Source organism: Pseudoalteromonas sp. MMG033, from assembly GCF_057197785.1.
In genome coordinates, this window is sequence record NZ_CM170070.1 from 2,740,622 (window position 1) to 2,753,345 (window position 12,724).

The following is a 12,724-nucleotide window of genomic DNA, read 5'->3' on the forward strand; positions in this document are numbered from 1 at the left end:
ATTTGGATTGTAGCTTGGCTGAAGCCAAGCTGCATAAAAGTAAGCTACATTGAGCTAAGGTAGAGCACACTCTAATTTCAGTCCATATTCACCAAGTCCATGCAATACAGCAAGTTGTATTAGCACCAACCAAATCGTAAATAGACTACTCCAAGACTTAGACATCCCCAAAATTCGATTAAAAATAAAGACCAGCCAAGTGAATGACAATATGATTCCGACTAGATGATCAATTGTATTTATTGCATATAAGGTCGTGATTGTGGCAATGAATACAGCGAGTGCACAGCGCAAAATATTGCTGTAGTCGGCACCAATAAACTGGATTGTGACTTTGGCGGGTATTAGGGTGATGGCAAATAACAGTGATAAGACTAAGAAAGCAGACTCTATGGGATAGTTTAAATCCATTTAACAATCTATAAAATATTAGTTTCCAATTGAGGTAATTATTTCATATTAGTGTGGCGCAGGCTAGCTGAAAGGTATAACCACCAGCAAAATCAATGATACTTTTCAGTGGTTCTGTTTAATATTCTGAAGTTAATGACAATACTTAAGGGTTGCCTTTTTTAAATTAATTCATATTTTTTCCTTGTTTTATACCCATGGTCAGTGCTGGTGGCCTATATCCAGTTAAATACCTGATTTTAATACACTTGTTGTTATTATCGGGATAGATATGTGGAAAACCAGGTAGGCTACCGATATAACCCCAACAAATTCTGGTAGTCGTTATGGAGGAACTGCAATGTTTGGAAAAAGCTACCGTCAATTGATAAATCTACTTTTACTCATCCCTTTGACAATATGGGCATCATCACTTTATGCCAGCATACCCATAGAGTCTTCCGCGCCCACTCAGTTGATTGCTAAAGTGCACTCAGCAACTGAAGTCGGGCTAAGTTGGCAGGCACCTATCGGTGTTGAAGGCATTACGGGTTATCGCGTGTTTCGTGATGGCAAACGCATTGGCCGCACTAAAATGACCTTTTATGTTGATACGTCAGCGAGCCCTAATTTTGAGCACACTTATCATGTTGTGGCTGTGGCAAGAGCACAGGGCAGACAAATCAGTCAACGTTCTAATACCGATAGTGTAAAAACACTTACCGATGATGCCAATGATGGTATGCGTAATGGATCGGTGATCAGAGTGGGGATTGCAAGGCTGGTGGATCACTGTGGTACCAATGATCTGGATGCAATACCAACGCAAGCGCTGGATGCTTGTATGGATAAGCTGATCGAGCATTATACGCTCAAAGCGGGCTTAGAGGATATGCAGGCTTATGTGGCGCGCTATCGTCGGCAAGAAGACAGTCAAATGATAGAGCTTGGTAAACGCTTATTTTTTAGTAAAGCCTTAAGTCAGAACTTTGATACCTCTTGTGCTTCCTGTCATCACCCTGCGCAAGGTTGCGGCAGTGATGGCTTATCGCTATCTATTGGTGTGAATGCTGAAGATGTTGATGTCATGGGGCTGGGCCGCAGTGATGGGCAGACGGTTCCTGCTGTTGGCAGAAACTCACCACCAATATGTAATTCTGCACTTTGGGTTGACAGTATGTTTTGGGATCAACGGGTACGGTTACGAGAAGCGAACCGTGATAGTGAGGTGGGTACTGTCTCAACGGCAGATATACAAACACCAGAACTTGATGTGACACGCTTGATGAATGAAGAGGTGGAGAGTTCAGAACCATTACGTTTGTTGATGGCACAGGCTCATTTTCCGATAACCGCAGCAGCAGAAATGGGCGACCCCAGTGGCTTTGAATCGCCACAAGCTTACCGTGAGTTTATCGCACAGCGTCTATCCGATAATTGGAAGCCTCACTTTGTAGCGGCGTTTGGCGATGAGCAGATAAATTTCTTGCGTATAGCACGTGCTATGGCTGCTTACCAAGCGTCATTCATGTTCATAGATAACCCATTTTTTGATTATATCGATGGCGAGAAGCAAAAACTAAGTGAAGCGCAAAAACGAGGGGCCTTGTTTTTTTATACCGCAGCAGGTTGTGCAAATTGTCATGACGGTGTGATGTTTACACCTGAACGCACTCGCGGTCCGTTGTATCCGCAAATAGGTGTACATGGTGTTGCAGATGGAAACTTTAAAAACCAATTTAGAATGCCAAGCTTACTAAATGTGGGCATCACTGCGCCGTATGGAGACAAAGGGGTATTTGCCACATTAGAGCGTGTTATTGAGCATTACTCAGATGTGACAGGGTCGTTAGAGCGCTTTTATGGTGAGCACGAAACCTGTGGTTTACCTCAATTCCAGCACTTGAATGCAGAGCAATGTGCCTCGGTTGTTGGTGAGGCAGGAGATTACGTTCTGACATTGAATGCGCAAAATCGTGCGGCCTCAGATCGGGGGGATGAAGCCATTATTCGCGGTTTCACCGAGACACAAATCAGCTACCTTGCAGCATTTTTGCATGCGTTAACTGACCCAGAAGCATTGGCTGGTAGTAATGAAATTAATGCGCTTATTCCGCTTCGTGATGGTGGGCCGGATGGCCACCAATTCGATGCGATAAATCTTGATGGAGATACGCTGTAATCGCAACTTTAAGCAGGTGTATGAGTACACCTGCTATTTATATAAATCATTGAATTACTGTCTAGACTGGCTTTTTATTGATCTTTTTTTGTTTTAGGATTGTGTAAATATAAGCAATTAATAGCCTAAAGCATTAAGGAAAGTAGTGTGGTAGATTTTAATTCCGTTATTGAGACTTGGCATGACTTTTACTCCGTCTTGTCACAAGTCAGTGCAACGTTTGCGGGTTTGCTCTTTGTGAGTTTATCTTTGCGTCATGAATTGCTCAATCACCCTGAGTTTGTTCGAGTAAAACGACTGGCTCAGCACACCTTTAAAGCCTTTTTGTTTCTGGTGATATTTGCACTCATTTTTATAATCCCTAAAGCGGGTCTATTGGGCACCACCATTCCGTTATTTTTAGTTGCCCTCTATGCATTTGTTATTACTGCAAGAGGTCTACATATTGAATTAAAAGATAAATGTGAATATGCCGTACAGGTATCAGGTGCGAGCAAAATCTACCTGCTTTCGATGTTAACTTACTTGATGTTCGGCATTGTTGCCGTGCTGCTGTTTCTTGGCATTGATAAAGCGCTATATTTGGTTGTGGGGTTGGTCATATGGACACTTGCCTTGGTGACCACAAGTTCATGGAAGTTATTGGCAGAATTAAACGCAGATAACATGAATCAAAAGTGTGAGTAATCAAAGTGACCCACTTAATTAACAAGCCCAGCTGTTAAGCTGGGCTTTTTAACTTGCGTAGGTCGTGGCTAAGATGTAGTACTTAACTCAGCGTCAGGCTGGCTAATATCCTGTTGTACCTGCTCCGTTTTCTTCGCAAACTTCAATGCGCCATACCAACATAAGCTGGCAATCGTGATTAACATCACATCGACTATCACAAGATCCACCAATACCATGTTTGATAACACATCACCAAATTGTAGGTAATTTGGTATATTGAGTAGTGCAGCCAAGGCGTACAACAGTCCTGATAATTTCAAGGTGTAGTGACAAAACATTGATTGTTGTTTAATAAACAGCGACGCAATGATACTAATGAAAAAGCTTATATACACGATTGCTTGAATACTGGTCATACGACCTGCTAGGTCAAGCGGGATGACTTTTACAGCAACAGCGCCTAAGGCAATAGCAGCCATGCAACTGATAAATGCCCCCGAGGTTAAGCGAGTAACAAAAGTCAAACTACGTTTGCTTTGTTTCTTTTGTTTGGCGCGTTTGCTGATCCACATGAGATTACCAGTAATGATCACATACGCGGTTGCTAACCCAAGAATGAAAAAGGCAATACGCATCCCATAACCAGCAAAGTCGCCAAAATGTAAGCTGGCAATCGTTGCAAGACCACCACGCAAGTTATTGTCGTAGTTGTCAGTGGTGATATATATTTGCTGCTGATCTTTAAGGGTATAACGCACATCCACTTCGTTAGAGAACTCGTCATTGCTTTTGGCCATAAACACTAATACAGCATTCTCATCACCAAAATGCTCGATCATCATCAGCCTAAGCGTAACATCTCCCATTTCTTCCATGGCTCTGGGGTATAGTGCATCAATGCCTTGCATCGGCATGCGTTTGTCAGCTTCTTCAATGTGGGGTTCATTAAACCCAGCGGCCTGGAGTACTTTTTCTTGGCTACCTTGATACAAAATAAGTGCGTACGAGATTTGGTAGATGATCACCAGGTTGAATACCAGGCCTGTGAATGCGTACATGATATGAAATGGCAAGCCCATGGTACCAATCAAGTTATGTGCATCAAGCCATTTATCTTTATTTGCGCCAAAGCGGTATTGATAAAAGTTTTTAAACAATTTGCGCCAATGGATAACTACACCGCTGAGCAGGGCGACAAAAAAGAACAGGGTAATAATACCGACAAAGTATAAGCCAATGCGTCCGAGGCCCAAATCATAGTGTAAATGGTATACAAAATTGGCGTATTGAAAGTCATTGGCGTCGGCAATCACATCACCTGTTATTGGGTCGAGCAATAAGTACATGTCTTGGTGATCTTCACCGGTTTCTGGGTGTGGTTCATCAAGCTCAACGGCAAAGTAGACCTGAACGAATGGGTTTCGCTCTGATGGCTCGTATAAATAGAAGCCATGGTGCGTATCTACGTGATATTGCTCATCGAGCTTAGCGAGCACGGCATCATAGGACACACCTTTACTATGCGGCGCATGCTCACCTATCAAAGACACTTTTTCCCAGGTGTCGATATTCGCTCTAAACAGGCTAATTGATCCGGCAATAAATACGATAAATAAAACAAATGAAATGATGAGACCAATCCAAGCGTGTGCATTGGTGAGTGTCTTTAAAGTTTGGTTTTTCATCGTGTTATACCAGTAAAATAACGTTAAGGAGTGCAGATGGGAGCAGAACTAAAAACACATGTTTTGCAGCTTTGAGTGTGGTATCAAATGCATAGACCCACACCATAACTCCAGCCCAAATTGGAAAGCCTAAAATGAGCCCTATGAGCAACCGCGTATCTTCAGCAAAGGGTAAAATCAAGTTGGTGTTGAGGGCCAATGAAATTGAAATAAATAACCCGGCAAAAAAGCCAAGAATGGTTTTAGGCCACATAAATCGTTCCTCCAACTGTTGTACAAAGTACAACGAGTAAAACCGATACAGACATAAACAGACGTTTGGATTTACCTGATAAAATTGTGACGGATACCAGCCCCAACATGAGTACCACAATGCTCGCTAAAAGTGCTGATACAAGTGGGAAGGTATTTGCAAAAAGGCCATTTGCAAATACATACAGTGCTATCGCACTCAGGTAGCCGACGGGTTTATTCAGCGGCTTTGCCATTAAGCGCTGTTTTGGGCTAGACAGGTATAACAGGATAGAAGCTGCCCATATGGGGATAATAGCGAGAAAGCTCATGTAAATAAAAATCATTGTTGTTTTGTTGTTCATTGTTTCAATAAGTGAATCAAATTTCAACAATAAAAGTATGAAGATCTTACAATCAGAGCTAAATCGGGCAATTGGTAGGGCTTAAATTAATGATAAAGACCACAGCGTTCTTGTTTTGGGGTCGCTGGGATCTGGGCCTACCTCCTTGCTACCTATAAGTTTAAATGCGCTGATAAGTGGTGCATTAGTGATTTGTGTTCTGCCAATCATATGACAGTAACCTTGTGCTTTTGCGCCACTCAAGAAATGCTCAGTTAACTTAAATATTATGCCCATGCCGAGCTTAGTTTTATGAAATTTCTTATTAATAATTATCATATCCGCATACAAGCCGGGTTTGGTATTGCTTGGTAGTGTTCTTGGAAACCCCCAAATGAGGCCAATGAGTTTTCCTTGGTCAAATGCAAGATAGCCTAAGCTATTTCTCTTAGATGAAAAGTAATGTTGGGTACGGGGTTTGCTCCAAAAAGAGACTAGCGGCGTATCGCAAATAGGGCAGTGTGTTTTGTCGCGATATGTCCCGGTGCTAACATTAAACTCGTTGCCTTTACAGTGCGGGCAAACATGCCCCAATTGCACAACTGAATCATTTTCACAGTAGGCCTGATGAAGGTAATCAGCTAATACATCAACGCCGCCAATAGACTCAAGACTAAAGGCTTTGTAGTCAAGATGAGCGGCTCTACTGGTCATTTTTTCGATGAGGTTTTGTTCTTTAGTCATGAGGTTAAAGCCATTTTTTGTGGTTTTGAGATTAAGCGTAAACTCTCTTGTGCAAGCAAGGAGATAGGGTTTACGGTTGGCTTATTTGTTAATGGCGGCAGATCGGTGCAGCCAAGAATAATGTGCTCAGCACCACTTTCAATCATACGTTTAGCAATACAAAGTAAGGTACGCGGTGTGCAATCAGAGTTTAATGCCTGTGCATTTGATACTTGAGAGAGAATGAATTGATCTATTTGCTTTTGTTCAAATGAGGTTGGCAGCTCAAGAGAAATATCATGTTCACTCAACGTATTTAAATATAAGCTCTGTTGTATGGTTTGAGAGGTTGCGAATAACCCCCACTTTGTTTACTTCGTTGTGGGCAAGTGATTTTACAGTAAGGTCAATGATGTTGAGCACAGGGACTGGTACGTGAGATTGAATCTCACTAATAAAGCAAGACAGTGTGTTGCAAGGTAGAGTAATAAAATCTGCGCCGCCTTTGACGAGTTTTTTAGCAGACTCAATTAAGAGTGGTTTATAGGGTTCCAGCTTTGCCCCTTTCGTTAGTATGTTTTCTTCTAAACAAAAAGGTATGGGTAGACTGTCTAGTAAAATATGCGGTCTATGAGTTAGATGGTTAGCGTGCTGCTGTAGGGTCAAGTAAAACTGAGCACTGGCACTGGGTCCAACACCTCCGATGATACTTATGGTATGCATGATCACAATTCAGCCGTATGTAAACATTATTTTTGCTGATTATCTATACATTCCCAATCAAGTCTATTACACAAATATTACACTTAATTATTAACTAAAAGAGTTTTTGGTAGATAAATATTAGTTATAATGTATATTCAATGTAAATATTAGGTTTTTTATTTTAATTAAAGAGATAGGCTATATAAGCGTAATTTGAGTGATAATTGCGCAGATATATTTAGTCGTAATATTTACAAGGATCTGAACATGAAATATTTACAGAGTATTTTGTTATTATTTGCTCTTTGCTTTTCGGCATTTGGACAATCAAGGGTCATACAGGTAGATAATATGTGTGGACCAAGCGGTGCAATGCAGCCTGAGTCAAAGCAAGTTCGATATGACAGTATGTTAACCAATGCTGCTAACACGCAGTCTAGTGAAAAATCAGGTATAAGATTTTTGGGCTTTGACATCACCGAAAGCGGGGGCGGGAAAAACCTGACGGCTCGCTTTGCTGGTGGTGACGGACTGACATATGCATATGCTGACGTGTATTGGGGTGATCACACTTTAATGTGTGGTCAAGTATATGGTCCAGTACGAGAGAACAATTTTGCATGGGCTATCAACATACCGCTCTCTGACGTACCAACTATATTAAATCAGGAGGAGGAACTCGCAATATGGTTGATCAGCCTTCATAACGTCAATGGTGTAGAGGAAGACCGGATCAGTGAAATAACGTATGATAAGCAAGCTTTATTAGAGCTAATTAATCATCAGTCTGACACTACTTTGCCTTATCAATTAACTATCGCACACCCAAGTGATTTGGAAACGCAGCATGGTGAAAACGACATTGTGTATTGTCTTAATAGTCGTTATTACAATTGTGATTATTCTATTTATGAGCATCCAAGGGCCGATGATGCACGATGGGATACAATGGGTATTGCGCTGCCATTTAAAGGCCAATTAACCTTAGATGGCTATGTGTCATCTATCCTTTATAAAGAAGACATAACCTCGGATATGAAGGTGATGGCAACAGACATTGGCGTATGGAATGCAGGCGTGTCTGAGCCATTTCAATTAGGTGCATTACACCCAAATAGTAAAGCTTTTTTGTCACAATTTATGATGCTAAGCCATAGCATGAACGCAGACACGGGCAAAATGAATTCGACTATTGCATGGGATATCCCAGTAGAGTATGGTGAATTTCTAAGTCATGGTACGTTCGTACGTGATTACAATACATACCTTTTGTATAACTTCGCAATACAAAGAAATCCGCTTGGCAGCCTTGAAGACGCACTGAATAATGGCTACTCCGAAGTGCAGTATCAAGCGAAAAACAAAGCGAGCAGCATTGCGATGACCGGGATATATGATTCATTCAATGGCACCTTAAAACTTACTCCATTGACGGTGACATATCCATAAATGTCAGATAAGAGCAGGCAACAGCCTGCTCTATCAAAGCGTATATTGAAAGGGTCTTAGAGGGTATCTTTAAGTAGTTCTAGCACTTCTTTTACTGAGAGCTTGTAAGTTGTATCTTGGCCGCTCAATAGCTGCTGCGCTAAGTCGCGCTTTTGCTCATGCATGGCAATGATCTTCTCCTCTATGGTTTGCTGTGCGATCAAGCGATAAATGGTTACAGGTCGAGATTGTCCAATGCGATGCGCTCTATCTGATGCCTGTGCTTCAACCGCTGGATTCCACCAAGGATCCATGTGGATCACATAATCCGCGGCCGTGAGGTTAAGACCAGAGCCGCCGGCTTTGAGACTAATTAAGAATACCTCACCTTCACCGCGCTGAAATGCATTAACACGTGCTTGGCGCTGCGCCGCAGGCGTTGAACCATCTAGGTATTGATAATTCACACCCCGTGTTTTCAAATGTTGCGCTAGCAGTTGTAAATGGCCGACAAACTGACTGAATATCAGAGCCTTGTGGCCATTTTCTTTCAACTCTTGTAACAGCTCATCCAATTTATTTAATTTGGCACTGCTTAACCCCAATTCTGGGGCTACTAAATTGGGGTTACAGCAGACTTGGCGCAGTTTGGTGAGCTCAGCGAGCATCGCAAGGTGTTGAGAGCCCGAATCTTGTTGCTCATTGGCCTGTGCGATATTGGCAATGGCGTTTTGACGCAGTGCCTCGTAGAGGGTGTGCTCTTCATCACTAAGTTGGATCGGGACATTGATTTCGGTGCGTGGTGGCAGCTCCGTTAGTACCTGATGTTTCATGCGTCTTAAAATGAACGGTTGCAACAAGGTTTTTAAGTTTTGCTGTGCATAGCGTGCTGCAATCGGTTTGTCTTCTTTGCTCTCTATGGGTTGGATGAATCGTTCAGAGAAGCGCTTGAGATTACCCAATAGTCCGGGGTTAACAAAGCGAAATAATGACCATAATTCTACCAAGTTATTTTCAATAGGCGTGCCTGTGGTGATCATTTTAAACTGCCCTTTGAGTGCACAGGCTGCTTTGGCGCGCTGTGACAGCGGGTTTTTGATGGCTTGTGCTTCATCTGCCACGATACAAGACCAATTAATACTTTTGAGCAGTTCAATGTCGCGCACCAATAATCCGTAACTGATGATCACGACATCCTGCGTTTTGAGTTGCGCAAACAATGCTGTTCGGGCGTCACCGGCACCATAGTGTGACAGTAATTTTAAACTGAGTGTGGGGGCAAATTTCGTTGCTTCTTGCTGCCAGTTAAAGCATACCGAAGTCGGCGCGATGATTAAGCTGGGCCCTTCTTTTGCCCTTGCGAGTAGCACAGCCAGAGATTGCAGTGTTTTACCCAGACCCATGTCATCGGCAAGACACGCACCTGCTCCCCAATGTGCCAGACGCATGGCCCAGTCAAAACCCGTGTGCTGATAATCGCGAAGGGTTGCGTTTAAGTCAGCTGGCGGGGTTACTTTAAGCGTATTGGCCTGATGCATTTTTTGTGATTGCTCTTCCCACGCTGGCAGGGTTTTCATTCGCATACCCGTAACAGCCTCAGAGACGATAGGGCTGGCAAGAGGATGAAAGCGACCTTGCTCGGTACTTTGATTGAGCTGCACTAACTTTTCATGCAGGGCATGAGACAGTGCGACGACCTGCTGTCCACTGAGCTCGATAAATCTGCCATGGCTTTGTTCAACCAGTTTTAGCAGCTCTTTAAGTTCGATGACTTGTTGGTCATTAATTTTTAGCTCACCATTTAAGTCAAACCACTGGTTTTTCCTAGAAATGGCCAATTGTAAATGTTGTGACTCCAAAGGTTTCGATAAATTGACCTTTTTCCCTTTAGGCCAACGGATTTTAACCTGTAAGGGCGGCGAGCTTTGCAAGCCCAGCTCTAACTGTTCAAGGGCACATAGAGCATCCTGTAAATCAGCAATGCACAAGCGGTTATCAGCCATGGCTAAAAAGGCAGGACAATGAGCATCTAAGCTGTCGAGCAGCTCTTGCTCTTGGGCTAAGTTACGTTTCGTGGCTATTCGCTTACCTTCAATTTCAGCACTGATACTGGCATTGCCAACACCTGGATGGAATGCGGGTCCCAAATCACCAAACGGCATACTAAGGCAGTGAAACTCAAGTCCTTGTTGATAAGGGCTAACATTAATGATGAGATGAGCTTGCGGCTCAACCGTTTCTAACCCGATCTCTATGTCGCTTACTTGAGAGGCGATATTCAGTAGCGGCGCAATAGCTGCGATGCTGGCAATCAATTTTGGCTTGGCTTGTTTTGGTATAAGTAAGCCATTTTCACCAATGATGTGCGCAATTTTCAGGTGTTGCTTATCAAAGTAAGTGAATGCATATTGATGCGATGTAATGTGCTTTATGGCATAGGCCGTTGAGTACTTTGCAAAGTCATCGGGTAAATCAGTCAAGCTAAGCAACAATTGCTCCCCACATGCTGTGATGGCGAGTTGTGCTGGAGACTCGATGATGTCTAGAGGTTCGTTCAAATCATTGGTAGTAAATACATTGGGTGCCAGTGCTGCCGCACGAAGCGCTTCAACGCTATTGAGGTGATAGGTGGTGTCTTGCCAATGTTTTTCGATGGACATGGCATCGATAACGGCCAAATCTGATGCCGTTAAATAGGTCAAAGCTTGTTGATTTTGATATAGCGTCTCAAGCGGCATGGCTTTGCCTTTGCTCCAACCATTAGGTTGGCGTTTTTGCACTTTTGCTTGAAACGAAGCTTTACCATTGGTGATATCAAGTAGCCAAATCAAGCGTTCACTGGCTGTTGAGTCAGCGTCATCTGATATGGCTTCTTTTGGCGCAAGCGCGAGCAATCTATCTAGGGCGAGATCCCATTCAGACTGCTGCTTAATCAGTTTTGCGAAGTTAAGACTCAGCCCACTCTCTCTATGTTCATTCGTCACAGAGGTGTATAGCTGATCGGTAATGTCGGTAAATAAGCCCAGTGTCGCGTTACTAAAAAAAGCGCGGCATGCTTGCAGTCTTTCGAGATGTTGTTCATTGAGCGATTGCTTACACCAGTGCAGCGCCAGCAGTGAAAAGAGCTGACATGCGTAATAATCCAAAGGACGATTTTGCAAGTCCCGCTCATGCTCTACAAACTGGCTAATGAAGGGGGCCGCAGTCAATAAAGACTCACTCAAGCACTCAAATAATTGGCCAATATAGTAATTCGCTTTACTCCCTTTTTTATCGGATAGCTGATTACTGGCAAGGGACATAGCTTGCTGAGTATGATCATTATTACTTGACGCCGACGCTAAAAGGGCAATGAGATGGAGCCAGCCAAAAACACCGTCCAAATAAGGTGCTTTCTTCTTGGAATACTTTTGCTGTGCTTGAAGTGCACTATTAAATTGCTGACATGCATGCTCGCTTTGATTGTTAAGCAGTAAAAAGCTGGCCTTAAGCTGCAGCGCATAACTGGTTATATCGCTGGGCTTTATTAATTGTTGTGCTTGGTATACGTGGTTATCGAGTAACAAGGTTTCACTGAGCAAAAAGCGCAAGTTTCTATTATTTGGACAGTGCTTTTGCGCTTGAATAAGCAGCTCAAGCGCAACATGGTTATTGATACCAAAGTGTTTTTGGTTCGCAAGTAATGTTGCAAATGCTTGGTATTGCATGTCTTCTGGTAACTCAGCAAAAGTATCCAGTTGGAATGGGAAAAAAACAAACTGTACCAGTGCACTATTATTTTGTGTGTTTACTATTTGTGGGTTTTTGTGAAAAGCCAATCTTGCTTTTGCTTTAGGTAGGTGACCAAGTAACAAAAAGTCGCGAGTGAGACGATTTTCATCTTCTGGGTCTCGCTCCCACTCGTAGGCATTGAGCACCGGGATAAACTCTTCTGCATATTTTAAGATTGGTAACAATCGCCCAAGCTTTTGTGCATGTTGAGTCACAAGGTTGGCGATAAGTGGGTTTATCCGAACATTGAGGTGCTCAACAATAGCCAGCTGCTTTGTTTCTAATAGGGTTGCCAGTTCTGAGCTGAGGGCAGAAACAGGCCTACCTTGTGCGATGACTTTTTGCTCTGTTAAACGCTTTAATATTTGCTTTATTTTTATGGTAGACACCGACTTAAAAACCACTGCAAGCACTTGCACCAGTGTTTGGTAGTCTTCATCAAGGGCTAAATAGTCTTGATAGAGTCGCTCTATGATGACATTGGTATCTGTCGTGAGAGTGAGTGGGCGATTAAGTGAGTGCAAGAGTATTCCTATGCGTACAGACTGACGCAGGGAAAGTACCAAATGGTCGTCAATGTCACAAGCTTTATGAGG

Annotated in this window: 11 protein-coding genes; 3 read left to right on the forward strand and 8 right to left on the reverse strand. The window is 42.9% G+C overall.

Translation table 11 applies throughout. From position 1 onward, the window contains the following. Window positions 1-54: 54 nt before the first annotated feature. Window positions 55-411 carry a hypothetical protein gene (locus AC2CZC_RS11990; protein WP_484581952.1) on the reverse strand — a complete coding sequence of 119 codons (357 nt, stop codon included), beginning with the start codon at window positions 409-411 and terminating at the stop codon, window positions 55-57. A gap of 340 nt (window positions 412-751) precedes the next feature. On the opposite strand from AC2CZC_RS11990, the gene AC2CZC_RS11995 reads away from it, so the two are divergent. Both AC2CZC_RS11995 and AC2CZC_RS12000 read left to right on the forward strand, forming a co-directional pair. Beyond that, window positions 752-2,572 carry a cytochrome-c peroxidase gene (locus AC2CZC_RS11995; RefSeq protein ID WP_484581953.1) on the forward strand — a complete coding sequence of 607 codons (1,821 nt, stop codon included), beginning with the start codon at window positions 752-754 and terminating at the stop codon, window positions 2,570-2,572. A gap of 147 nt (window positions 2,573-2,719) precedes the next feature. After that, the gene (locus AC2CZC_RS12000) at window positions 2,720-3,259 is read left to right on the forward strand and encodes a hypothetical protein (protein WP_484581954.1); all 540 of its coding nucleotides are present in this window, start codon (window positions 2,720-2,722) and stop codon (window positions 3,257-3,259) included. Window positions 3,260-3,327: 68 nt separating this feature from the next. Here the strand turns inward: AC2CZC_RS12000 and AC2CZC_RS12005 are convergent, their stop codons facing one another. The 6 genes from AC2CZC_RS12005 to AC2CZC_RS12030 form a co-directional block, all read right to left on the reverse strand. Next, a complete protein-coding gene (locus AC2CZC_RS12005; RefSeq protein WP_484581955.1) occupies window positions 3,328-4,926 on the reverse strand; it encodes a PepSY-associated TM helix domain-containing protein in 1,599 nt (532 codons plus the stop codon). Between the two features lie 4 nt (window positions 4,927-4,930). Next, the gene (locus AC2CZC_RS12010; protein ID WP_063360615.1) at window positions 4,931-5,179 is read right to left on the reverse strand and encodes a hypothetical protein; all 249 of its coding nucleotides are present in this window, start codon (window positions 5,177-5,179) and stop codon (window positions 4,931-4,933) included. Next, a complete protein-coding gene (locus AC2CZC_RS12015; RefSeq protein WP_484581956.1) occupies window positions 5,169-5,489 on the reverse strand; it encodes a hypothetical protein in 321 nt (106 codons plus the stop codon). The genes AC2CZC_RS12010 and AC2CZC_RS12015 overlap by 11 nt, the downstream gene beginning before the upstream one ends. Window positions 5,490-5,603: 114 nt before the next feature. After that, the gene (locus AC2CZC_RS12020) at window positions 5,604-6,245 is read right to left on the reverse strand and encodes a hypothetical protein (protein WP_484581957.1); all 642 of its coding nucleotides are present in this window, start codon (window positions 6,243-6,245) and stop codon (window positions 5,604-5,606) included. Next, window positions 6,242-6,535, reverse strand: coding sequence for a hypothetical protein (locus AC2CZC_RS12025; RefSeq protein WP_484581958.1), 294 nt, complete (start codon window positions 6,533-6,535; stop codon window positions 6,242-6,244). Before AC2CZC_RS12025 ends, AC2CZC_RS12020 begins: the two co-directional genes overlap by 4 nt. Further along, window positions 6,528-6,947: an aspartate/glutamate racemase family protein gene (locus tag AC2CZC_RS12030; RefSeq protein WP_484581959.1), complete on the reverse strand. Its 420-nt coding sequence runs from the start codon at window positions 6,945-6,947 to the stop codon at window positions 6,528-6,530. The genes AC2CZC_RS12025 and AC2CZC_RS12030 overlap by 8 nt, the downstream gene beginning before the upstream one ends. Window positions 6,948-7,196: 249 nt before the next feature. Between AC2CZC_RS12030 and AC2CZC_RS12035 the strand changes: the two genes are divergently transcribed. Next, window positions 7,197-8,378 (forward strand): hypothetical protein, encoded by a 1,182-nt coding sequence (locus AC2CZC_RS12035; RefSeq protein ID WP_484581960.1) that lies wholly within the window; start codon window positions 7,197-7,199, stop codon window positions 8,376-8,378. Window positions 8,379-8,434: 56 nt separating this feature from the next. Here AC2CZC_RS12035 and AC2CZC_RS12040 read toward each other — a convergent pair whose 3' ends face one another. Next, window positions 8,435-12,652, reverse strand: coding sequence for a DEAD/DEAH box helicase (locus AC2CZC_RS12040; protein ID WP_484581961.1), 4,218 nt, complete (start codon window positions 12,650-12,652; stop codon window positions 8,435-8,437). Window positions 12,653-12,724: the final 72 nt, after the last annotated feature.